This is a genomic window from Escherichia sp. MOD1-EC6842 (assembly GCF_002965705.1).
GTDB classification, from domain to species: domain Bacteria; phylum Pseudomonadota; class Gammaproteobacteria; order Enterobacterales; family Enterobacteriaceae; genus Escherichia; species Escherichia ruysiae.
Window position 1 is genome coordinate 519,417 of the sequence record NZ_PTRF01000001.1, and the last position, 21,378, is coordinate 540,794.

The 21,378-nt window shown below is 48.4% G+C and carries 24 protein-coding genes and 1 pseudogene; 13 read left to right on the forward strand and 12 right to left on the reverse strand.

The genetic code is table 11. From position 1 onward, the window contains the following. The first annotated feature begins 91 nt into the window (after positions 1-91). The gene (mdtJ, locus tag A7Z29_RS02750) at positions 92-457 is read left to right on the forward strand and encodes a multidrug/spermidine efflux SMR transporter subunit MdtJ (protein WP_000276160.1); all 366 of its coding nucleotides are present in this window, start codon (positions 92-94) and stop codon (positions 455-457) included. After that, a complete protein-coding gene (gene mdtI, locus A7Z29_RS02755) occupies positions 444-773 on the forward strand; it encodes a multidrug/spermidine efflux SMR transporter subunit MdtI (protein ID WP_000046658.1) in 330 nt (109 codons plus the stop codon). The genes mdtJ and mdtI overlap by 14 nt, the downstream gene beginning before the upstream one ends. 38 nt (positions 774-811) lie before the next feature. Here the strand turns inward: mdtI and A7Z29_RS02760 are convergent, their stop codons facing one another. From A7Z29_RS02760 to asr, 3 genes are all read right to left on the reverse strand, one after another. Next, positions 812-1,633, reverse strand: a complete 822-nt coding sequence (locus A7Z29_RS02760; RefSeq protein ID WP_001260826.1) for a trypsin-like serine peptidase — start codon at positions 1,631-1,633, stop codon at positions 812-814. 99 nt (positions 1,634-1,732) lie between these two features. Beyond that, positions 1,733-1,816 carry a small membrane protein YdgU gene (ydgU, locus tag A7Z29_RS02765; protein WP_000233094.1) on the reverse strand — a complete coding sequence of 28 codons (84 nt, stop codon included), beginning with the start codon at positions 1,814-1,816 and terminating at the stop codon, positions 1,733-1,735. Positions 1,817-1,908: 92 nt separating this feature from the next. Beyond that, positions 1,909-2,217: an acid resistance repetitive basic protein Asr gene (gene asr, locus A7Z29_RS02770; RefSeq protein WP_000756321.1), complete on the reverse strand. Its 309-nt coding sequence runs from the start codon at positions 2,215-2,217 to the stop codon at positions 1,909-1,911. A 269-nt stretch (positions 2,218-2,486) separates the two neighbouring features. Here asr and A7Z29_RS23895 point away from each other — a divergent pair, with 269 nt between their 5' ends. Beyond that, on the forward strand, positions 2,487-2,591 hold the full coding sequence (locus A7Z29_RS23895; protein ID WP_212592170.1) for a KPN_01571 family protein: 105 nt from the start codon (positions 2,487-2,489) through the stop codon (positions 2,589-2,591). A gap of 51 nt (positions 2,592-2,642) precedes the next feature. On the opposite strand, the gene A7Z29_RS02775 is transcribed toward A7Z29_RS23895, so the two are convergent. Beyond that, complete coding sequence (locus A7Z29_RS02775) at positions 2,643-3,896, reverse strand: MFS transporter (protein ID WP_000091808.1); 1,254 nt, start codon at positions 3,894-3,896, stop codon at positions 2,643-2,645. A 106-nt stretch (positions 3,897-4,002) separates the two neighbouring features. Between A7Z29_RS02775 and A7Z29_RS02780 the strand changes: the two genes are divergently transcribed. The 3 genes from A7Z29_RS02780 to bioD all read left to right on the forward strand — a co-directional run bounded on the left by A7Z29_RS02780 (position 4,003) and on the right by bioD (position 7,072). Further along, complete coding sequence (locus A7Z29_RS02780) at positions 4,003-4,896, forward strand: LysR family transcriptional regulator (protein WP_105279404.1); 894 nt, start codon at positions 4,003-4,005, stop codon at positions 4,894-4,896. Between the two features lie 134 nt (positions 4,897-5,030). Continuing rightward, a complete protein-coding gene (mlc, locus tag A7Z29_RS02785) occupies positions 5,031-6,251 on the forward strand; it encodes a sugar metabolism global transcriptional regulator Mlc (protein WP_000225268.1) in 1,221 nt (406 codons plus the stop codon). 125 nt (positions 6,252-6,376) lie between these two features. Beyond that, positions 6,377-7,072, forward strand: a complete 696-nt coding sequence (bioD, locus tag A7Z29_RS02790) for a dethiobiotin synthase (protein ID WP_000919217.1) — start codon at positions 6,377-6,379, stop codon at positions 7,070-7,072. On the opposite strand, the gene clcB is transcribed toward bioD, so the two are convergent. The 3 genes from clcB to A7Z29_RS02810 all read right to left on the reverse strand — a co-directional run bounded on the left by clcB (position 7,025) and on the right by A7Z29_RS02810 (position 9,604). Further along, on the reverse strand, positions 7,025-8,317 hold the full coding sequence (gene clcB, locus A7Z29_RS02795; RefSeq protein WP_071987965.1) for a voltage-gated ClC-type chloride channel ClcB: 1,293 nt from the start codon (positions 8,315-8,317) through the stop codon (positions 7,025-7,027). The genes bioD and clcB overlap by 48 nt on opposite strands. Positions 8,318-8,474: 157 nt before the next feature. Then, positions 8,475-9,089, reverse strand: coding sequence for a Tat proofreading chaperone DmsD (dmsD, locus tag A7Z29_RS02800; protein ID WP_000148722.1), 615 nt, complete (start codon positions 9,087-9,089; stop codon positions 8,475-8,477). 209 nt (positions 9,090-9,298) lie between these two features. Next, positions 9,299-9,604 carry a DUF1161 domain-containing protein gene (locus A7Z29_RS02810; RefSeq protein ID WP_000690952.1) on the reverse strand — a complete coding sequence of 102 codons (306 nt, stop codon included), beginning with the start codon at positions 9,602-9,604 and terminating at the stop codon, positions 9,299-9,301. Between the two features lie 106 nt (positions 9,605-9,710). Here A7Z29_RS02810 and A7Z29_RS02815 point away from each other — a divergent pair, with 106 nt between their 5' ends. Further along, complete coding sequence (locus A7Z29_RS02815; RefSeq protein WP_105289767.1) at positions 9,711-10,421, forward strand: YnfC family lipoprotein; 711 nt, start codon at positions 9,711-9,713, stop codon at positions 10,419-10,421. Between the two features lie 2 nt (positions 10,422-10,423). Here the strand turns inward: A7Z29_RS02815 and speG are convergent, their stop codons facing one another. Together speG and A7Z29_RS02825 are read right to left on the reverse strand one after the other, a co-directional pair. Continuing rightward, positions 10,424-10,984: a spermidine N1-acetyltransferase gene (speG, locus tag A7Z29_RS02820; RefSeq protein WP_000199501.1), complete on the reverse strand. Its 561-nt coding sequence runs from the start codon at positions 10,982-10,984 to the stop codon at positions 10,424-10,426. A gap of 34 nt (positions 10,985-11,018) precedes the next feature. After that, on the reverse strand, positions 11,019-11,360 hold the full coding sequence (locus tag A7Z29_RS02825; RefSeq protein WP_001027858.1) for a DUF1283 family protein: 342 nt from the start codon (positions 11,358-11,360) through the stop codon (positions 11,019-11,021). Between the two features lie 133 nt (positions 11,361-11,493). On the opposite strand from A7Z29_RS02825, the gene A7Z29_RS02830 reads away from it, so the two are divergent. From A7Z29_RS02830 to A7Z29_RS02850, 5 genes and pseudogenes are all read left to right on the forward strand, one after another. Then, on the forward strand, positions 11,494-11,820 hold the full coding sequence (locus tag A7Z29_RS02830) for a YnfA family protein (protein WP_010346477.1): 327 nt from the start codon (positions 11,494-11,496) through the stop codon (positions 11,818-11,820). 216 nt (positions 11,821-12,036) lie between these two features. Then, positions 12,037-13,251, forward strand: a complete 1,215-nt coding sequence (gene rspA / locus A7Z29_RS02835; protein ID WP_105289751.1) for a starvation-sensing protein RspA — start codon at positions 12,037-12,039, stop codon at positions 13,249-13,251. Between the two features lie 14 nt (positions 13,252-13,265). Then, a complete protein-coding gene (locus A7Z29_RS02840; protein WP_105289752.1) occupies positions 13,266-14,285 on the forward strand; it encodes a Zn-dependent oxidoreductase in 1,020 nt (339 codons plus the stop codon). Between the two features lie 57 nt (positions 14,286-14,342). After that, positions 14,343-15,706, forward strand: a pseudogene (gene ydfJ, locus A7Z29_RS02845) (MHS family MFS transporter YdfJ). An 87-nt stretch (positions 15,707-15,793) separates the two neighbouring features. Then, on the forward strand, positions 15,794-17,254 hold the full coding sequence (locus tag A7Z29_RS02850; protein ID WP_032225213.1) for a mannitol dehydrogenase family protein: 1,461 nt from the start codon (positions 15,794-15,796) through the stop codon (positions 17,252-17,254). 35 nt (positions 17,255-17,289) lie between these two features. On the opposite strand, the gene ydfZ is transcribed toward A7Z29_RS02850, so the two are convergent. From ydfZ to ydfG, 3 genes are all read right to left on the reverse strand, one after another. After that, positions 17,290-17,493, reverse strand: a complete 204-nt coding sequence (ydfZ, locus tag A7Z29_RS02855) for a putative selenium delivery protein YdfZ (protein WP_000214710.1) — start codon at positions 17,491-17,493, stop codon at positions 17,290-17,292. A 174-nt stretch (positions 17,494-17,667) separates the two neighbouring features. Continuing rightward, entirely contained in the window at positions 17,668-18,354 is a 687-nt protein-coding gene (gene rspR / locus A7Z29_RS02860) for a DNA-binding transcriptional regulator rspR (protein WP_000215570.1), read from the reverse strand. An 88-nt stretch (positions 18,355-18,442) separates the two neighbouring features. Next, the gene (ydfG, locus tag A7Z29_RS02865; protein WP_010346482.1) at positions 18,443-19,189 is read right to left on the reverse strand and encodes a bifunctional NADP-dependent 3-hydroxy acid dehydrogenase/3-hydroxypropionate dehydrogenase YdfG; all 747 of its coding nucleotides are present in this window, start codon (positions 19,187-19,189) and stop codon (positions 18,443-18,445) included. Between the two features lie 136 nt (positions 19,190-19,325). Here ydfG and dcp point away from each other — a divergent pair, with 136 nt between their 5' ends. Beyond that, complete coding sequence (dcp, locus tag A7Z29_RS02870) at positions 19,326-21,371, forward strand: peptidyl-dipeptidase Dcp (protein WP_105289753.1); 2,046 nt, start codon at positions 19,326-19,328, stop codon at positions 21,369-21,371. The last annotated feature ends 7 nt before the right edge of the window (positions 21,372-21,378 follow it).

Sequence of the window (21,378 nt, forward strand, 5' to 3'; positions counted from 1 at the left end):
AAGCTGGCGCTCTGCGCTGGGCTGAATACTTTTCTTTTGGTTTCGCTGAGTCGAGCGAATGTTAAAATAATTCTCTTGCAGGGGAAGGACGATGTATATTTATTGGGTTTTATTAGGTCTGGCTATTGCCACAGAAATTACCGGCACGCTGTCAATGAAATGGGCGAGCGTTAGTGAGGGAAGCGGCGGTTTTATTTTAATGCTGGTGATGATTTCGCTGTCATATATATTTCTCTCTTTTGCCGTGAAAAAAATAGCACTTGGCGTGGCTTATGCTCTGTGGGAAGGTATCGGTATTTTATTTATTACGCTATTTAGTGTTCTGTTATTTGACGAAAGCTTATCGCTGCTAAAAATTGCCGGGTTAACAACCCTGGTGCTCGGGATTGTGTTGATTAAATCTGGTACTCGCAAAGTGCGTAAACCCTCGCTGGAGGTGAATCATGGCGCAGTTTGAATGGGTTCACGCCGCCTGGCTGGCACTGGCAATCGTGCTGGAAATCATTGCTAACGTCTTTTTGAAATTTTCTGACGGCTTTCGCCGCAAAGTCTATGGTTTGCTTTCGCTGGCAGCGGTGCTTGCGGCCTTTAGCTCACTCTCCCAGGCAGTAAAGGGCATAGATTTGTCGGTGGCGTATGCGTTGTGGGGCGGGTTTGGTATTGCTGCCACGTTAGCCGCTGGTTGGATCTTGTTTGGTCAACGTTTAAATCGCAAAGGCTGGGTTGGTCTGGTCTTGCTGTTGGCTGGAATGATTATGGTGAAACTTGCCTGATGAACACGCTGCCCGATAATGCGGGCAGCGTTTGAACGTTATTTCCGGGTCAGTTCTTCCAGTTTGTCGCGAAAACCGGTGACAGAAATGGCCCGGTTATCGGCGCGCCAGCGATCTTTTGCTGCAGGAGCTGAACTTTGTACCCCAATTAACTGCCAGCCGTCATCAGTATGAAGCATCAGTGGCGAACCACTGTCACCTGGTAGGGTATCGCACTGGTGCGACATTACCGAGGTTTGCGCCCAGCCGGTTATTTCGCAATTTTGATGACTGTACAACGTATCGAGATGATCTTCAGGGTATCCCGCCTGAGTCACTTTACGACCCGCAGCTTTTAATGCAGCGGTAAGCGCGGTTTTATCTCCCTCAAATAACGGCAACGGCGTAATGCCCGAAGGGGGATTGCGCAGCACAATCAAACCGAAATCCCACGGCGCGGCTGCGGGGGGAACAATCCAGCCATCCCCATCCGGCTTTAACCGCTTCCCTAGTGTCGGATCAACGCGGCCTTCGATGTCGTGGATCTCATAGCGCCAAAGACCTTTATTTGACACAAAACGCAACGCAACTGCTTTATCCGCTTTGCCCTTCGGCGGCGTTAATAAACAGTGTCCTGCCGTTAATGCCAGGTTCGGCGCAATTAGCGTCGCCGTACACAAATTGCCGCTGGCCGTTTCTAGTTGCCCAACCGCATCCCACGGCGATTGGCTCGTGTTATTTACTGATACACGATCATCATGACCAAAAAATAGGGTGCTGACCTCATTATTGGTCGATTTATGATCGTCCGGTTTATCCGCAAACACAAATGCAGATGTCAGACTAATTGCACCCAGTACTACAGCAATGGTTGTACGCATATCACACTCTGGTGAGTAATTATGATTATTAAAAGCAAACCCTCGTAAATACTATAGACGGGACGGGATGAAAGTGGGAGTAAAATCAGATAACTACGCTCAGGAAAGATAAAAACAGGTGGCAATCAGGGCGCATAAAATAAGGGTGATAAGAATGAACTCAAAGCGATAACGGCCCACCATAGTACCCTCCGCTAAAGGCGGTGTTAAACGTTATCCGTTTAACACCGTAATTTTCAGGCGCGAGGGGGCGCGCCATTATTACTGCCGAAAACTTACGCGGCTGGTTGTACAACTGGTTTTGCAGATTGCTGCTGGCTGTGTTTTTTGCTGTGCTTTTTGGCTGCCTGTGCTTTTTGCTCAGGCGCTTTCTGTTCATTTTTCGCTTTTTTATGATGCTTTTTAGCCGCCTGCGCTTTTTGGGCAGGCGCCGCTTTATGCTGTTTTTTATGATGCGTTGTTTTTGCAGCCGCTGCTTTGGTGACTGTAGCAGTCGGAGCAGGCGTGGTCGCAGTTTCTGCAGCAAATGCGACAGAAGAGAGACCCATAGTAGCGGCAACAACCAGAGCTAATACTTTTTTCATTGTCATACCCTCAATTTTGTTTTTTATGCAACCCCACTGCGGGGCCGATGTCATGACTATATCTCTGGAAATGACAGGTTTCCGTGAGTGGTTGGTTTCGGCATGTAACGATATGTACAAAGCGGATAACGATGACGAAGGAAATAATAACGTATTGTAACGTAAGGCGAATTTCCCACCAATATCGGTAGTATTGAATAACTTAACTTTTTCACTACCTATAAATTGGTAGAATCACTGTGTATTTGCAATAAATGACACACAGCAAAATGAATCCGCTAATTTGGGTATTTATTATCCTGATGACGTTAGATGCTCTGCGAGAAATGGCAGGCGCTTCGTCTATTTTGGGGTGGTTATTAACGTTGAGTTGAGCAAGCAATAAGTCCGGACAGAAATTTAACACATCGTCCGGACTTATTTTTTCAGGCGTGCAGCCGATGATGTAAACGTGTTCCGACCAGAATAGCGACCACCAGCATCAGGGCAATAAATGCACCGACGCCGTTCCAGCCATAGTTATGCCAGAAGACGCCACCTAATGTTCCGGCAATGCTTGAACCCAGGTAGTAACAGAATAGATAAAGCGAAGAAGCCTGGCCTTTGGCGCGTTTAGCACGAGGGCCAATCCAGCTACTGGCAACAGAATGAGCGGCAAAAAATCCGCTTGAGAAAAGCATCATACCGATAAAAATGAGCCAAAGTGAGCTGAACAATGTCAGGATAAGACCCAAAAGCATAACACCTGTCGAAAATAACATCACCGGGCCACGACCGAAGCGGGTAGTCATGGTGCCTGCTTTTGGCGAACTCCAGGTGCCTGTCAAATAGACCAGCGATAATAACCCAACCACTGCCTGGCTAACATGCCATGGGGAGAGCATCAACCGATAGCCGATGTAATTAAACAGCGTTACGAATGAGCCCATCAGCAAAAAACCTTCGACGAATAATAAGGGGAGTCCCCGATCGCGCCAGTGCAGACGGAAGTTAATAAACAGTGTTTTTGGGCGCAGCGAAGAAGGACGGAAATGACGTGATTCCGGGAGAATTTTCCAGAACATTAACGCCGAGGTCAGGGCGAAACAGCCGATAGCCGCCAGCGCAATTCGCCAGTTAAAGAAGTCAGTAAATACACCGCTGATTAAGCGCCCGCTCATGCCGCCAATCGAGTTGCCGCTGATATACAGTCCCATTGAAAAGGCCACAAAACTGGGGTGGATCTCTTCGCTAAGGTAGGTCATACCAACAGCAGCTACACCACTTAACGACAGGCCAATCAAGGCGCGCATAATCAAAATGCCGTGCCAGCTGGTCATCATTGTCGAAAGTAACGTACAGATGGAGGCCAACAGTAGCGCCGTCACCATCACTGGCTTGCGACCAATGGCATCGGATAGCGGGCCAGTAAACAGCAAACCGATAGCTAACATCGCCGTTGAAATGGACAGTGAAATACTACTGTTAGCAGGCGTTAAGCCAAATTCTTGCGAAAGCACCGGAAGAATAGGTTGCACGCAATAGAGAAGCGCGAAGGTTGCCAGCCCGGCAGAGAATAGCGCCAGGGTGACACGCATAAATTGCGGTGTACCGCGTTTAATGAATTCGTTTGGCTGGGAAAGGGGTTGCTCGTCAGTGTCGCTTGCCGGAGCGCCATCAACAGTTGTAGTACGACTCACTTGAAATCCTTGCTAATTATGCCCGTGATGTGGGATTAGGAATAGAGTAGGAAAATCGAATTGTTATGTCTAATATATTAATAATCTCAAATAAGATGTTTAAGATATGAATATTGAATTGCGTCACCTCCGGTACTTTGTTGCCGTTGCGGAAGAGCTGCATTTTGGACGCGCGGCTGCCCGCCTGAACATTTCGCAACCGCCGCTAAGTCAGCAGATTCAGGCTCTGGAGCAACAAATTGGCGCGCGACTGTTGGCACGAACCAACCGCAGCGTGCTGCTTACGGCAGCAGGAAAGCAGTTCCTTGCTGATAGTCGGCAAATCCTGTCTATGGTGGATGACGCAGCCGCTCGCGCTGAGCGTCTGCATCAGGGAGAAGCGGGAGAGTTACGCATTGGCTTTACCTCGTCGGCACCCTTTATTCGCGCAGTGTCTGATACCTTATCGCTATTTCGCTGTGAATTTCCTGATGTCCATTTGCAGACGCGTGAGATGAATACTCGCGAGCAAATAGACCCTCTTACCGAAGGGACGCTCGATATGGGGTTGTTACGAAACACCGTGTTGCCGGAGACGCTGGATCACGCGGTTATTGTGCATGAACCGCTTATGGCGATGATCCCGCACGATCATCCTTTGGCAAATAAACCGAAGGTAACGCTGGCGGAACTGGCAAAAGAGCCGTTTGTTTTTTTTGATCCGCACGTAGGGACAGGGCTGTATGACGACATTATTGGCCTGATGCGGCGTTATAATCTGACTCCGGTCATCACCCAGGAAGTGGGCGAGGCGATGACGATCATCGGTCTGGTTTCCGCCGGTCTTGGTGTTTCGATTTTGCCCGCCTCTTTTAAACGTGTCCAACTCAATGAAATGCGCTGGTTACCTATTGCTGAAGAGGATGCGGTTTCTGAAATGTGGCTGGTTTGGCCAAAGCATCGTGAACAAAGCCCGGCAGCGCGAAACTTTCGTATTCAGCTGATGAATGCACTCCGGTGAGGGATAATTCAGCAAAAAAAACCGAAAAATGTGCTGTCAATCACATGACGAAGTAAAAATTTGACGACGCATATTGAAGTACTTCACCATAACCTACAGATTATTTCGGAGCGCGAAAATATAGGGAGTATGCGGTGGTTGCTGAAAACCAGCCTGGGCACATTGATCAAATAAAGCAGACCAACGCGGGCGCGGTTTACCGCCTGATTGATCAGCTTGGTCCAGTTTCGCGTATCGATCTTTCCCGGCTGGCGCAACTGGCGCCAGCCAGTATCACCAAAATTGTCCGTGAAATGCTCGAAGCGCACCTGGTGCAAGAGCTGGAAATTAAAGAAGCGGGGAACCGTGGTCGTCCAGCGGTGGGGCTAGTGGTTGAAACCGAAGCCTGGCACTATCTTTCTTTGCGCATTAGTCGCGGGGAGATTTTCCTTGCCCTGCGCGATCTGAGCAGCAAACTGGTGGTGGAAGAGTCGCAGGAGCTGGCGTTGAAAGATGACTCGCCACTGCTGGATCGCATCATTAATCATATTGATCAGTTTTTTATCCGCCATCAGAAAAAACTGGAGCGTCTAACTTCGATTGCCATAACCTTGCCGGGAATTATTGATACGGAAAATGGCATTGTGCACCGTATGCCGTTCTATGAGGACGTAAAAGAGATGCCGCTCGGCGAAGTACTGGAGCAGCACACCGGTGTACCGGTTTATATTCAGCATGATATTAGCGCATGGACGATGGCTGAGGCCTTGTTCGGCGCATCACGCGGAGCACGCGATGTGATTCAGGTGGTGATTGATCACAACGTGGGTGCTGGTGTGATTACCGATGGTCATTTGCTACACGCGGGAAGCAGTAGCCTTGTGGAAATTGGTCACACTCAGGTCGATCCCTACGGGAAACGCTGTTATTGCGGTAACCACGGCTGCCTGGAAACCATTGCTAGTGTTGATAGTATTCTTGAGCTTGCACAATTACGTTTGAATCAATCTATGAGTTCGATGTTACATGGGCAGCCATTAACTGTGGATTCATTGTGTCTGGCTGCGTTGCAGGGCGATCTGCTGGCAAAAGATATTATTACTGGCGTGGGGACGCACGTCGGGCGGATTCTTGCCATTATGGTGAATTTATTCAACCCACAAAAAATACTGATTGGTTCGCCGCTAAGCAAAGCTGCAGAGATCCTGTTCCCTGTAATTTCTGACAGTATCCGTCAGCAGGCGCTTCCCGCCTACAGCCAGCATATTAGCGTCGAGAGTACCCAGTTCTCTAATCAGGGGACGATGGCGGGGGCGGCGTTGGTAAAAGACGCGATGTATAACGGTTCTTTGTTGATTCGTCTGTTGCAGGGTTAACATTTTTTAACTGTTCTACCAAAATTTGCGCTATCTCAAATTGAGCCAGGAACGCATAACTTAGACTTCCAAAGTTGAATTATTTTCCTGGCTTATATTTGTGAAGCATAACGGTGGAGTTAGTGATGCTGAAGCGTTTCTTTATAACAGGTACAGACACTTCTGTGGGGAAAACAGTGGTTTCCCGCGCATTGCTACAAGCGTTAGCCTCCCAGGGAAAAACGGTTGCGGGGTATAAACCCGTGGCGAAGGGGAGCAAAGAGACACCTGATGGGCTACGTAATAAAGATGCCCTGGTGTTGCAGAGTGTTTCATCAATTGAACTGCCTTATGAAGCAGTCAATCCCATAGCGTTAAGCGAAGAAGAAAGCAGTGTGGCGCACAGTTGCCCGATCAATTACACCCTTATTTCAAATGGCCTGGCTAATCTGACTGATAAAGTCGACCATGTGGTTGTTGAAGGTACTGGTGGCTGGCGTAGCCTGATGAATGACCTGCGTCCGCTCTCTGAATGGGTGGTTCAGGAGCAGCTACCCGTGTTGATGGTGGTAGGTATTCAGGAAGGTTGTATTAACCATGCGCTTCTGACCGCACAGGCGATTGCCAACGACGGACTGCCGCTGATTGGCTGGGTGGCTAACCGTATCAACCCAGGGTTAGCACATTACGCTGAAATCATTGATGTATTGGGTAAAAAACTCCCGGCACCGCTTATTGGTGAGCTTCCTTATCTGCCTCGCGCAGAACAGCGTGAACTGGGGCAATATATCCGCTTATCCATGCTGCGTAGTGTGCTGGCGGTAGATAGAGTCACGATGTAACGTCCGCGACATTACTGACGCAATCACACAAGCAATCAATAAACCGGGGAGTAGCTGATACTCCCCGGTCATTTCACATATCATCAGTGTCGACATAATGGGCGCATGTGTAGTCGCAGCCAGTAGTGTTGCCATCCCGGTTAGCCCAAGTAAAAGCGTAATTCCTTCACTGTCAGTAAACCATAACCCCAGGCTCCGGGCATACAACATGCCAATTGCCAGTCCGATAAATAAGGTCGGCGTAAACACGCCCCCAGGCGCGCCGGAACCACTGCTGGCCAGCACGGCAACTAGCTTGCAGAGGAAGATCACGGCAATGCCCATAAACAGTGGCGGGGCTGTTAAAAAGGATTGCACCGTACTATAGCCGTTGCCCCACACGGCAGGAGTGAGCAGGGAAAGCAGACCCACGATTAACCCTCCCAATGCCAGTTGCCAGGGCGGTGCAAGTTTTAGATTAATAAAACCCTGATGACTGGCGTTCATTAGCTTTAAAAACAATGGACCGCACAAACCCATCAGCACGCCTGTACTGATAATCAGTGCATAGTCACGAGCCTGAATCATCATGGAGAGTTGCACGCTGTAGAGCAAAGCATTGCTGTGATTAAGAAGATTGCTAATAAGCAATGCCACTACGGCAGAGATTACTACTGGTGCAAGGGAGGCCAGCATCATGGTGCCAAACAATACTTCGGCAATAAATAAACTCCCGGCAAGTGGGGCGCGATAGGCTGCTGCCATCCCCGCAGCCGCGCCACAGGCAATCCACAATTTCCACTCTTCGCGTGGGGTAAAACGTTGGGCAAACCAGGATGCAGCAAGTGCCGCCAACAGGATCATCGCACCTTCACGACCAATGGCGCTGCCGCTGGTCACCACCAGCAAAGAAGCGAAGGATTTAATCAGACTGGTGGCGTAATCAAACTGCCCATCGGTTTGTAACGCCTCCATATAATCGGTAGGCGCATGGGGGCGTTGTTGAGTGAGTTTCTGCCAACCCATCAGCAACAAACCAGCCGCCAGTCCGCCGAGCGCCGGCGTTAGCAGCCGACGCCACGGAGAAAGGTTCGTTGCTGCATTGACCAGACTGCCGGAGTCATTATTGAGGAACAGCCACTCCAGTAGCAGCATCGCATGACGAAACCCTGCAACGGCAAAGGCCGCCAGAATGCCTACGACCATTGCGATAAGCAGGCGGCGGAACATGGTGCGCAGATCCGGGTAGACATGTAGATGTTGCATGAGCAGAAACGGCAAATTAAACACGGGTCTCTATTTTGCGGGAAAAGAAGCCTGGCGCAAAAGCTGTGCGTGCTTTATGTGGTATTAAGCGTGACGTTGTCACTTACTGGAGCCGAAAGGCGTGCAGTTTACGCCCTTCGGTCTTACTCAGGATTATTCAGCGAAACAGGGGTTTTACCGCGACAGGAATCAGCAACTGTGACTGCCATTGTGTCAGCGTTAAACGAGCCAGCTCACCGAGCGTGCGATAAAAAGGGTGTTCCGCCTTCTCGATAAACACCTCAAGAAAGCGTGTTGACCACGGTAAAAGATGCCAGGCCAACAACTCTTCGCACTCGGTCTGACGACCGTTCTCTGCCAGCCATGCTGCCATCAACAGCAGCGAACCAAAATGATCTTCCGGTTCGTTTTGTTTCATTTCAAACTGAATGCCTTTTTCGCGCATCCATTGACGAAGCGCCAAAGTAGAATCGCCAAACAGCACCGATTCGCGATCCAGCCAGACAGATCCCCACGGAGGAGAGGGTAGCGCCCACGGCCCGACAAATAATCGTTGCCAGGCCTGAGTACGCGACTCTTCACATTCTTCCTTAAAAGCCGTTGCCAGCGGCGCTAATGACGTTTGTGATAAAGGCCACTGGGTGACCCAATCGTCACTGGTTAGCGCAGAAACCAGTGGAGAGGCTTCTTTACTCTCAGGAGCGTAATAAAACAGCGCGCCCAGCACGCGCGCCGCGACAGAAAAATTATCTTGTTGTGAGAAATGCGTCATTCCTATCATCCTGAAACGTGCGGTTTATCCCGCACCAATTTGTTAACCTGCGATGGTCATTCCGGACGTCATGTGCAGGCCATAAACGAGCGCACGCCCGATCATCTCACCGCAGGTGTCCCAGCTAGCGGACACTGCCTGCGCATAACAATACCACACGGCAGGCCTGATATGATGCGTAAGCATCGTATCAGGCAGTCACAGGTTTATTAATGCGATTCAGCAGGCTCATTATCATGGGTTGGCTGGGTGTGGGCAGAAACATTACCGCTGGTGGTGCGGGTGTAGAGAATTTTATGCGTGTCGTTAGCGCAATGCCCGACGACCTGTGAATCAGGCTGGTCGACCTGATCATTCGGCACAATACTTAAAGTGAAGCCACTTTCTGGTACGCCGTTATTAATAATACGCTGTGAAATATCACTTTTTATGCGCTCACATGAATCCGACGCGGCGAGCACTGTGGATGAGGCCAGGGTGAGCAGAAGTGCGGCACTGCAGGCTATGATTTTCATCATTGGCTCCTTACATGAATATTACTAAATAAGCATAGCATTTCACGTGTAAATTACTGTATTTACTACTATGATTGAGAATCATCTCTACTGTCTGGTGATTGATGTGAATTACAAATTACTGCCATGTTTCCTTGCGATAATACTCACAGGATGTGACCGTACAGAGGTAACTCTTTCATTAACGCCAGAAATGGCCAGTTTCTCTAATGAATTTGATTTTGACCCGCTGCGTGGGCCGGTTAAAGATTTCACTCAGACGTTAATGAATGAGCAAGGGGAAGTCACGAAACGTGTTTCGGGGAATTTATCGGAAGAGGGCTGTTTTGATTCCCTCGAATTACTGGATCTGGAAAATAATACCGTGATTACCCTGGTGTTGGATGCAAATTATTATCGGGATGCACAGACGCTGGAGAAAAGAGTACGTCTACAGGGAAAATGCCAGTTAGCAGAATTACCTTCTGCCGGTGTAAGTTGGGAAACTGATGATAATGGTTTCGTGGTTAAGGCCAGCAGCAAACAGATGCAGATGGAATATCACTATGATGATCAGGGTTATCCGCTGGGGAAAACGACGAAAAGTAACGACAAAACGTTATCTGTCAGCGCCACGCCATCAACGGACCCGATCAAAAAACTGGATTATACGGCAATTACTTTACTGAATAATCAACAGGTTGGTAATGTCAGACAGACTTGTGAATATGACAGCCACGCGAATCCAGTGGACTGCCAATTAATCATTGTGGATGAGGGAGTAAAACCCGCCGTCGAACGGGTTTACACCATCAAAAATACCATTGATTATTATTAATACTATTGCGCGGTCGGTTTTAGTAGAGTTTGCCCTTGCGTTTTATGTTCCGCCAGATACTGATGCTGGAATATGCACATGCGAATGGCATTACGATATTGACCGTTAATAAAGAATTCATGCATCAGTTCACCTTCGACCGTAAAACCGAGCTTACGATATATATGAATCGCTTTCTCATTCTCTTTATCAACAATCAGATAAAGCTTATAAAGATTAAGAACAGTGAAACCATAATCCATCGCTAATTTCGCGGCGCGGGTTGCCAGACCTTTACCTTGGTATTCCGGGGAGATGATTATCTGAAATTCTGCGCGGCGATGGACGTGGTTAATTTCTACCAGTTCCACCAGACCTGCCTTTTCGCCATCACATTCCACGACGAAACGACGTTCACTCTGATCGTGAATATGTTTATCGTACAGATCAGAGAGTTCAACGAAGGCTTCGTAGGGCTCCTCAAACCAGTAACGCATCACGCTGGCGTTATTGTCGAGTTGATGCACATAGCGTAAATCTTCACGCTCCAGCGGACGTAGCTTAACACTGTGGGCGCTAGTCATAACGTGTCCTTACATTCCTTATATCAATAACAGGTTAGGGGATGATTACGCGACCAGTACGACGATCCAGGCAGCGTAAAGTATTCGGCTCCCAGTAGGCATTAATGTTGGCACTCTGCTCGCATTTATCGCGGTTATCAAATGCGGCGTCAGCTTTATCCCATTCTTTCTCGGTGCGTTTGTTGATTTTTTGACGCAGATTACGCGTGTCATTCCATTGCTCTTTTTCCATTGCTGCCTGCTGGCGACTCTGTGCGCTGTCGCCAGATTCAATCACCAGTTTGTTGGTTTCTGCATGGGTAGTTGCGCTAAATGCCAGTGCGCAAGGCAGCAGAAAAGCGAGCAGGCTGAGTTTTTTGCAGAGAGTGATATTCATGATCTATTCCTTACATGAATGATTAAGGGCGATTTTACACGATCCACTGTGAACGCGAAACGTACCAGAGGATGTCTATGTTGATGATATTATGTCGTCCTATAAATATACATGATGTCAATGAGTGACAAAGATGATTAAAACAACATTACTGTTTTTTGCTACCGCTTTGTGTGAAATCATTGGTTGTTTTTTGCCCTGGCTGTGGCTGAAACGGAATGCCAGTGTCTGGTTGTTGGTTCCGGCGGGAATTTCCCTGGCGCTTTTCGTCTGGCTGTTAACGTTGCATCCAGCAGCAAGTGGGCGAGTTTATGCAGCATATGGCGGTGTTTATGTCTGTACGGCGCTCCTGTGGCTGCGGGTTGTGGATGGAGTGAAGCTCAGTCTCTACGATTGGACGGGAGCGATAATTGCACTTTTCGGCATGTTGATTATTGTTGCTGGCTGGGGACGCGCCTGACTTATCTGATATAACTCATGTTTTGTTATCAATAATATACGCACTAGTCGATCCCCGAAAAAACAATAAAGTTTGACTGTTTTTAGAACTATTCACGGCGCAAATATGCGCCTTTTTTTGTGATCGCTCTGGCTTTTCTTGATCTTAATACTTGTATGGTAGTAGCTCAGTTGCGTAGATTTCATGCATCACGACAAGCGATGCAAGGAATAGAACATGAAGATCGTAGGGGCTGAAGTTTTTGTTACCTGTCCGGGACGTAATTTCGTCACCTTAAAAATCACCACCGAGGACGGTATTACCGGTCTTGGTGATGCCACTCTGAACGGGCGCGAACTTTCCGTTGCGTCCTATTTGCAGGATCATATCTGTCCGCAACTTATAGGCCGCGATGCCCATCGTATCGAAGATATCTGGCAGTTTTTCTATAAAGGCGCTTACTGGCGTCGCGGCCCTGTCACCATGTCGGCTATTTCCGCTGTTGATATGGCGCTGTGGGACATTAAAGCCAAAGCCGCAAACATGCCGCTTTACCAACTGTTAGGTGGGGCTTCCCGTGAAGGCGTAATGGTCTATTGTCATACCACCGGTCACAGTATTGATGAAGCACTGGATGATTACGCTCGCCATCAAGAACTGGGATTCAAAGCTATCCGCGTGCAGTGCGGTATTCCCGGTATGAAAACGACTTACGGTATGTCCAAAGGAAAAGGGCTGGCTTATGAACCAGCGACCAAAGGGCAGTGGCCAGAAGAGCAGTTGTGGTCAACGGAAAAATATCTCGACTTTATGCCAAAACTGTTCGACGCAGTGCGCAATAAGTTTGGCTTTAATGAGCATGTACTGCATGACATGCACCATCGTTTAACACCCATTGAGGCGGCACGCTTTGGCAAAAGTATTGAAGATTATCGCCTGTTCTGGATGGAAGATCCGACACCCGCAGAAAACCAGGAGTGCTTCCGCCTCATTCGCCAACATACCGTAACGCCAATTGCGGTGGGTGAAGTCTTTAACAGCATCTGGGACTGCAAACAGCTGATTGAAGAACAACTCATCGACTATATCCGTACAACGCTGACCCACGCTGGCGGCATCACAGGTATGCGCAGAATTGCCGATTTTGCTTCGCTTTACCAGGTACGTACTGGCTCACATGATCCTTCCGATTTGTCGCCAGTCTGCATGGCTGCGGCGTTGCACTTTGACCTGTGGGTGCCGAATTTCGGCGTCCAGGAGTATATGGGCTATTCAGAACAAATGCTTGAAGTCTTCCCGCACAACTGGAGCTTCGATAACGGCTATATGCATCCTGGTGATAAGCCAGGCATTGGCATCGAATTCGATGAAAAGCTGGCGGCAAAATATCCCTACGAACCTGCCTATCTACCAGTCGCACGTCTGGAAGATGGCACGCTATGGAACTGGTAAGGAGTCATACAATAATGAAAAGTATTTTAATTGAAAAACCGAATCAACTGGCGATTATCGAACGTGAAATTCCGACCCCGGCAGTGGGGGAAGTTCGAGTAAAAGTGAAACTCGCGGGAATTTGTGGATCGGATAGTCACATTTATCGCGGTCATAATCCGTTTGCGAAATATCCGCGCGTCATTGGTCACGAATTTTTTGGCGTGATTGATGCCGTAGGTGAAGGTGTGGATAACGCCAGAGTTGGCGAACGTGTTGCGGTAGATCCCGTAGTCAGCTGCGGACATTGTTATCCATGCTCAATGGGTAAACCCAACGTTTGCACAACTTTAGCTGTATTAGGTGTTCACGCTGATGGCGGTTTTAGCGAATATGCAGTCGTTCCGGCGAAGAATGCGTGGAAAATTCCCGATGGGGTGGCTGATCAGTTCGCTGTAATGATCGAACCTTTTACCATTGCGGCGAACGTTACTGGACACGGTCAGCCGACTGAAGATGACACCGTGCTGGTTTATGGTGCCGGCCCGATTGGTCTGACTATCGTTCAGGTATTGAAAGGTGTTTATAACGTTAAAAATGTGATTGTCGCCGATCGTATTGATGAACGACTGGATAAAGCGAAAGAGAGCGAGGCAGACTGGGCGATTAATAACAGCCAGACATCGCTTGGCGAAATATTCGCTGAAAAGGGCATCAAACCAACATTAATTATTGATGCTGCTTGCCATCCTTCCATTTTGAAAGAAGCGGTTATGCTGGCTTCTCCGGCGGCACGAATTGTGTTAATGGGCTTCTCCAGTGAACCGTCTGAAGTCATTCAGCAGGGAATTACCGGCAAGGAACTCTCTATTTTTTCTTCCCGGTTAAATGCCAATAAATTCCCGGTAGTTATCGACTGGTTAAGCAAAGGGTTAATTAATCCTGATAAATTAATTACCCATACATTTGATTATCTGCATGTTGCTGATGCCATTTCATTATTTGAAAAGGATCAAAAGCATTGTTGCAAAGTTTTACTCACGTTTTCTGAATAATACCAATAATAGCGAATAAGCATTACGCATCTTACCTCTTATTTAGAGATAACAATTATGACAATAGATAAACATGAAAGAAGCACTAAGGATTTAGTGAAGGCAGCGGTATCAGGATGGTTAGGTACGGCACTTGAATTTATGGATTTTCAGTTATACTCGCTCGGTGCAGCGTTAGTATTCCATGAAATATTTTTTCCGGAATCGTCAACCGCAATGGCGTTAATTCTGGCAATGGGAACTTACGGTGCTGGTTATGTTGCACGTATTGTCGGAGCATTTATTTTCGGATGGGCGACAGAATAGGGCGTAAAAAAGTGCTCTTTATTACCATCACCATGATGGGGATCTGTACTACCTTAATTGGTGTGTTGCCGACCTATGCGCAGATTGGTGTTTTTGCGCCAATCTTGCTGGTGACGTTGCGTATTATTCAGGGGCTGGGGGCAGGTGCGGAAATTTCCGGTGCCGGTACGATGCTGGCGGAATATGCGCCGAAAGGTAAGCGCGGAATTATCTCCTCATTTGTGGCTATGGGTACTAACTGCGGAACCTTGAGCGCAACGGCAATCTGGGCCTTTATGTTCTTTATTCTTAGTAAAGAAGAACTGCTGGCATGGGGATGGCGTATACCGTTCCTGGCGAGCGTTGTCGTGATGGTCTTTGCTATCTGGTTGCGAATGAACCTGAAAGAAAGCCCGGTTTTTGAGAAGGTTAACGACAGCAACCAACCTACAGCAAAACCTGCACCTGTCGGTAGCATGTTCCAGAGCAAATCCTTCTGGCTGGCAACAGGTCTGCGTTTTGGACAGGCAGGAAACTCAGGTCTGATTCAAACTTTCCTTGCTGGTTATTTAGTGCAAACTTTGCTGTTTAATAAAGCAATTCCCACAGATGCATTAATGATCAGTTCTATTATCGGTTTTATGACGATTCCTTTCCTCGGTTGGTTATCCGATAAAATTGGGCGTCGTATTCCTTATATCATTATGAATACTTCAGCTATTGTCCTGGCGTGGCCAATGCTTTCTATCATTGTAGATAAAAGCTATGCACCGGGCACCATCATGGTTGCTCTCATTGTGATTCACAACTGTGCGGTGTTGGGATTATTTGCCCTGGAAAACATTACCATGGCAGAGATGTTCGGCTGTAAAAACCGCTTTACCCGAATGGCAATATCTAAAGAAATTGGTGGTCTTATCGCTTCAGGGTTTGGTCCTATTCTGGCCGGTATTTTCTGTAACATGACAGGATCCTGGTATCCGATTGCAATAATGATTATGGCTTATTCCGTCATCGGCTTAATTTCCGCGCTGAAAATGCCAGAAGTTAAAGACCGCGATTTGAGTGCGCTGGAAGATGCTGCAGAAGATCAACCGCGCGTTGTAAGAGCTGCGCAACCTTCAACAAGTCTGTAAATCCAGAATCCCTTCTCTTAGTGAGGAGGGATTTTTATTCATATAACAAACCATTCAGCTTGCCATATTTAAATTAAAGGAAACGTCATGGGAAATAATTTGTTATCCGCAAAAGCGACACTCCCTGTTTATGATCGTAATAACCTGACGCCAAAAATTGTTCATTTAGGGTTTGGCGCATTTCATCGCGCGCATCAGGGCGTGTATGCCGATATCCTGGCTGCCCAGCATCACAGCGATTGGGGCTACTATGAAGTGAATCTGATTGGCGGCGAACAGCAAATCGTCGATCTTAAACAGCAAGATAATCTCTATACCGTTGCGGAAATGTCGGCTGATGCGTGGACCGCTCGCGTCGTTGGCGTCGTGAAAAAGGCGCTGCACGTACAAATTGATGGCTTAGAAGCCGTGCTGGCCGCGATGTGTGAACCGCAAATCGCAATTGTCTCTCTGACAATCACCGAAAAAGGGTATTTCCACTCTCCGGCGACCGGACAGTTAATGATGGATCACCCGATGGTAGCTGCCGACTTGCAAAATCCCCACCAGCCGAAAACAGCAACAGGCGTGATTGTCGAGGCGCTGGCTCGCCGTAAAGCCGCAGGATTTCCCGCGTTTACCGTTATGTCATGCGACAACATGCCAGAAAACGGTCACGTTATGCGTGACGTTGTCACTTCATACGCCAGAGCAGTGGATGTAAAACTGGCGCAATGGATAGAGGAAAACGTGACTTTCCCATCGACAATGGTGGATCGCATTGTACCCGCAGTGACGGCGGAAACGCTGGATAAAATCGAACAACTTACCAACGTGCGCGATCCGGCAGGCGTGGCGTGTGAGCCGTTCCGTCAGTGGGTGATTGAAGATAATTTTGTTGCCGGACGCCCGGAATGGGAAAAAGCAGGCGCTGAACTGGTCAGCGATGTGCTGCCTTATGAAGAGATGAAACTGCGTATGCTCAACGGCAGCCACTCCTTCCTGGCTTATCTGGGCTATCTGGCGGGATATCAGCACATTAACGACTGTATGGAAGATGAAAATTATCGTCATGCAGCACATGCCTTGATGTTGCAGGAACAGGCGCCCACGCTGAAAGTACAGGGTGTAGATTTGCAAAATTATGCCGATCGATTGATTGAACGCTACAGCAACCCGGCTTTACGCCACCGAACCTGGCAGATTGCAATGGACGGTAGTCAGAAACTGCCACAGCGGATGTTGGATTCAATTCGCTGGCATCTGGCGCATGACAGCGCGTTCGATCTGTTGGCGCTGGGCGTCGCTGGTTGGATGCGTTATGTTGGTGGTGTTGATGAACAGGGAAATCAGATTGAGATTAGCGATCCGTTACTAGCGGTCATTCAAAAGGCTGTGCAAAGTAGTGCCGAAGGGAAAACGCGTGTGCAGTCGTTGATGGCGATTAAGGCGATATTTGGTGATAATTTGCCGAACAATAACTTGTTTGTTGCAAAGGTGACGGAAGCGTACTTGTCTCTATTAGCGCATGGCGCGAAAGCGACCGTGGCGAAATATATCGAGAGGTAAAAACAGCAATGCCGCCATCGGCGGCATTCACACGCTTAGTTCATGCCGAGACGAATCAGGTCCAGAGGCGCGAGTTTTTCATCACAACCTTCAACAACCACGGTTTTACCGCGACGGATTTGCTCTGCGGTCAGACCTTCAGTGTCAATCGACAGGATCTTGCCAGTGTGACCGGTGCCGCTAACCATAACACGGCTGCCAGTGGTGATTGCGTTACGGTTACGATCGTAGGTCGTCATAGGTGTTTTCTCCTTTCTGATTTACAGTCGAAGCCCACGTAACGGGCGCAATATAAATACTCCTGTCGAGTGAATATTTTTTTGTTTATGATCAAGTTCACATCTTTTTTGATGCTTGCATGAACCAGAAGAAAGGGATGGGCTCTCACCCCGGATGGGATGAGAGGAAATGAATTACTCTTCGCTAAACCAGTCGCTATTTTCCTGGCGGATCAGCTGCACGGATTCACTTATTTCCTGCAAATGCAGAGTCATTGCTTTTTCTACCGCATCACCATCATGTTTTTGTAGAGCAGTAAAAATATCCATATGTTGACGTAACAACATATCAGGTGGCGATACGTGGTCAAAGCTCATATAGCGCACGCGGTCAACAGTTGCTTTCAGGTTTTCAATGGTGTCCCACGCAAGCTGACAGTCGGCAATCTGCGTCAGAATTTGATGGAAGTTATCATCCAGCTCAAAAAAATCATCCAGTTGTTTGCGTTCAATGGCAATACGTTGTTGGTGGAGATTTTGCTCAAGCTGATAGCACTGGCTATCGGTAATCATGCTCGCCGCCCGGCGGGCGACGGCACACTCAATAGCCTGACGAATAAAACTACCGTTGCGTACCTGAGTCATGGAAATTTTATTGACGTAGCTGCCACGCTGCGGGCGAATTTGAATCAGGCCGTTTTCTGCCAGTTTTATGAAGGCTTCACGAACCGGCTGGCGTGACACATTGAAACGAACAGAAACTTCTTTTTCCGACAACGGTGTGCCCGGTGGAATTAGACAATGGACAATGTCGCGGCGAAGAATACGATAAATCTGCTGATTGACAGGTTGTGTGGGATTAAGTTGCGTTTCGACGGTCATTCGTTCTTGCTTGTGAGTGGGTTAACTCAGTGAGTCTACCACTTTTTTGTGACAAGCAATAACCCGGCGGTTAAGCCGGGTATAAAAATTAATGGCGATGGACATTCAGTCCGGCATAGCTTTGGGTAACCGGCATCATTTCCAGTGTGTTGATGTTGACGTGAGCAGGGAGTGTAGCAACCCACCAGACTGCTTCGCTGACATCTTCTGGCGTCAGCGCAACGGTGTTTTGATAGGTTTTTTCCGCTTTATCGTCGTCACCTTTAAAGCGAACATTGGAAAACTCGGTGCCACCCACCAGCCCCGGTTCGATGTCGGTGACACGTACTGCCGTACCATGCAGATCAGTGCGCAGATTCAGGCTGAACTGACGAACAAACGCTTTTGTCGCGCCATAAACGTTACCACCAGCATACGGCCAGCTACCCGCCGTTGAGCCAATGTTAATAATATGACCATGATTACGCTCGACCATGCCAGGCAGGACAGCGCGGGTCATATACACCAGGCCTTTATTGTTGGTATCAATCATAGTTTCCCAGTCTTCAACGCTGGCTTTATGTGCAGGTTCCATACCCAGCGCCAGTCCAGCATTGTTTACCAGAATATCGATATTACGCCACTCGGCAGGAAGCGAAGTCAGCATCTCTTCAATGGCGGCGCGGTTGCGAACGTCCAGTTGGGCGATATACAAATTATCTCCCAGTTCGTCTTTTAACTCCTGCAACCGTTCCTGGCGACGGCCAGTGGCGATAACTTTATGCCCTTGTTGAATAAAACGACGTGTAATGCATTCACCAAAACCTGCCGTTGCTCCAGTTACTAAAACGATCATCTCACTGTTCCTCAACGATTTTGTGTGTCAATAACATAGCACGTGATGCTTAAGAGCGGGTAATACTGGTTTGCAAGATTGCACTCCGTTATCAGTAAGCCTACGCTATGGAACACCTCGTTTTCAGGAGTAGAAAATGTCAACGACGAATCCTTTCCTTACGCAGAGTACTCTGCCGTATATGGCTCCTCATTTTGATCAGATTGAAAATCAACACTATCGCCCGGCATTCGATGAGGGGATGCGGCAAAAGCGGATTGAGATAGAGGCGATAGCTTTAAACCCGCAGACGCCCGATTTTACTAACACTATTCTGGCCCTCGAAAAGAGCGGGGAGTTACTCACTCGCGTTACCAGCGTCTTCTTTGCCATGACCTCGGCGCATACTAATGATGAATTACAGCGTCTCGATGAACAGTTCTCGGCGGAACTGGCGGAATTGGCTAATGATATCTACCTGAATGGCGAATTATTCGCGCGGGTAGATGCTGTCTGGCAGCGGCGTGAAACGCTGGGCCTTGATAGTGAATCTGTTCGTTTGGTAGAAGTTATTCATCAGCGTTTTGTTCTTGCCGGTGCCAAACTTGAAGATGCCGATAAAGAAAAATTAAAAGTGCTGAACACAGAAGCCGCTACCCTGACCAGTCAGTTTAACCAGCGGTTATTAGCCGCGAACAAATCCGGAGGGCTGGTGGTTGACGATGTTTCGCAACTGGCAGGCATGAGTGAGCAAGAAATTGCGCTGGCGGCAGAGGCGGCTCGCGAGAAAGGTCTGGAAAACAAATGGCTCATCCCATTGCTGAATACCACGCAACAACCGGCGCTTGCGGAGCTACGCGATCGCTCTACACGTGAAAAACTGTTCACTGCGGGCTGGACGCGAGCGGAAAAAAATGATGCCAATGATACCCGTGCTATCATTCAACGTCTGGTGGAGATCCGCGCGCAGCAGGCGAAACTGCTTGGTTTCCCTCATTATGCCGCATGGAAAATCGCCGATCAGATGGCAAAAACGCCAGAAGCAGCACTCAACTTTATGCGGGAAATTGTTCCGGCGGCGCGTCAACGTGCGAGCGATGAATTAGCGTCTATACAGGCGGTTATCGATAATCAGCAGGGTGAGTTCAGTGCCCAGCCGTGGGACTGGGCATTTTATGCTGAACAGGTGCGGCGGGAGAAATTCTGTCTTGATGAAGCGCAGCTCAAACCTTATTTCGAATTAAACACAGTGTTGAATGAAGGTGTATTCTGGACTGCGAATCAGCTCTTCGGTATTAAGTTTGTCGAACGTTTTGATATTCCTGTTTACCATCCTGATGTCCGCGTATGGGAAATTTTTGATCATAATGGCGTGGGGCTGGCGTTATTTTACGGTGATTTCTTCGCCCGTGACTCAAAAAGCGGCGGCGCATGGATGGGGAATTTTGTAGAACAATCTACGCTTAATGAAACACGCCCGGTAATCTATAACGTTTGTAATTATCAGAAACCGGCGGCAGACGAACCCGCATTGTTGCTGTGGGACGATGTTATTACATTATTCCATGAGTTTGGGCATACGTTGCACGGTCTGTTTGCCTGCCAGCGTTATGCCACGCTTTCTGGCACCAATACACCACGCGATTTTGTCGAATTTCCTTCGCAAATCAACGAGCATTGGGCAATGCATCCGCAGGTATTCGCGCGCTACGCCCGGCATTATCAGAGCGGGAAAGCAATGCCGGAAGAGTTACAACAAAAAATGCGTAATGCCAGCCTGTTCAATAAAGGTTATGAGATGAGCGAATTGCTTAGCGCCGCACTTCTTGATATGCGCTGGCACTGTCTGCAAGAGCATGAAGCGATGCAGGATGTGAATGATTTCGAACTGCGGGCGCTGGTGGCGGAAAATATGAATCTTCCCGCCATACCGCCACGTTATCGCAGCAGTTATTTTGCCCACATTTTTGGTGGCGGATATGCGGCGGGATATTACGCCTATTTGTGGACGCAAATGCTGGCAGACGACGGTTATCAATGGTTTGTCGAGCAGGGCGGCTTAACGCGTGAGAATGGGCAACGTTTTCGCGAGGCGATTCTTTCCAGAGGCAACAGCGAAGATTTAGAACGTTTGTATCGTCAATGGCGCGGTAAGGCACCACAGATTGCGCCGATGTTGCAACATCGTGGACTGAACGTCTAATTTTCTG

What these genes read in the sequence shown, in the direction of transcription:
- mdtJ (WP_000276160.1), top strand. Translation starts at nt 92, where the DNA reads ATGTATATTTATTGGGTTTTATTAGGTCTGGCTATTGCCACAGAAATT.
- mdtI (WP_000046658.1), top strand. Translation starts at nt 444, where the DNA reads ATGGCGCAGTTTGAATGGGTTCACGCCGCCTGGCTGGCACTGGCAATC.
- A7Z29_RS02760 (WP_001260826.1), bottom strand. Translation starts at nt 1,633, where the DNA reads ATGCGTACAACCATTGCTGTAGTACTGGGTGCAATTAGTCTGACATCT.
- ydgU (WP_000233094.1), bottom strand. Translation starts at nt 1,816, where the DNA reads ATGGTGGGCCGTTATCGCTTTGAGTTCATTCTTATCACCCTTATTTTA.
- asr (WP_000756321.1), bottom strand. Translation starts at nt 2,217, where the DNA reads ATGAAAAAAGTATTAGCTCTGGTTGTTGCCGCTACTATGGGTCTCTCT.
- A7Z29_RS23895 (WP_212592170.1), top strand. Translation starts at nt 2,487, where the DNA reads ATGAATCCGCTAATTTGGGTATTTATTATCCTGATGACGTTAGATGCT.
- A7Z29_RS02780 (WP_105279404.1), top strand. Translation starts at nt 4,003, where the DNA reads ATGAATATTGAATTGCGTCACCTCCGGTACTTTGTTGCCGTTGCGGAA.
- bioD (WP_000919217.1), top strand. Translation starts at nt 6,377, where the DNA reads ATGCTGAAGCGTTTCTTTATAACAGGTACAGACACTTCTGTGGGGAAA.
- clcB (WP_071987965.1), bottom strand. Translation starts at nt 8,317, where the DNA reads ATGCAACATCTACATGTCTACCCGGATCTGCGCACCATGTTCCGCCGC.
- dmsD (WP_000148722.1), bottom strand. Translation starts at nt 9,089, where the DNA reads ATGACGCATTTCTCACAACAAGATAATTTTTCTGTCGCGGCGCGCGTG.
- A7Z29_RS02810 (WP_000690952.1), bottom strand. Translation starts at nt 9,604, where the DNA reads ATGAAAATCATAGCCTGCAGTGCCGCACTTCTGCTCACCCTGGCCTCA.
- speG (WP_000199501.1), bottom strand. Translation starts at nt 10,984, where the DNA reads ATGACTAGCGCCCACAGTGTTAAGCTACGTCCGCTGGAGCGTGAAGAT.
- A7Z29_RS02825 (WP_001027858.1), bottom strand. Translation starts at nt 11,360, where the DNA reads ATGAATATCACTCTCTGCAAAAAACTCAGCCTGCTCGCTTTTCTGCTG.
- A7Z29_RS02830 (WP_010346477.1), top strand. Translation starts at nt 11,494, where the DNA reads ATGATTAAAACAACATTACTGTTTTTTGCTACCGCTTTGTGTGAAATC.
- rspA (WP_105289751.1), top strand. Translation starts at nt 12,037, where the DNA reads ATGAAGATCGTAGGGGCTGAAGTTTTTGTTACCTGTCCGGGACGTAAT.
- A7Z29_RS02840 (WP_105289752.1), top strand. Translation starts at nt 13,266, where the DNA reads ATGAAAAGTATTTTAATTGAAAAACCGAATCAACTGGCGATTATCGAA.
- A7Z29_RS02850 (WP_032225213.1), top strand. Translation starts at nt 15,794, where the DNA reads ATGGGAAATAATTTGTTATCCGCAAAAGCGACACTCCCTGTTTATGAT.
- ydfZ (WP_000214710.1), bottom strand. Translation starts at nt 17,493, where the DNA reads ATGACGACCTACGATCGTAACCGTAACGCAATCACCACTGGCAGCCGT.
- rspR (WP_000215570.1), bottom strand. Translation starts at nt 18,354, where the DNA reads ATGACCGTCGAAACGCAACTTAATCCCACACAACCTGTCAATCAGCAG.
- ydfG (WP_010346482.1), bottom strand. Translation starts at nt 19,189, where the DNA reads ATGATCGTTTTAGTAACTGGAGCAACGGCAGGTTTTGGTGAATGCATT.
- dcp (WP_105289753.1), top strand. Translation starts at nt 19,326, where the DNA reads ATGTCAACGACGAATCCTTTCCTTACGCAGAGTACTCTGCCGTATATG.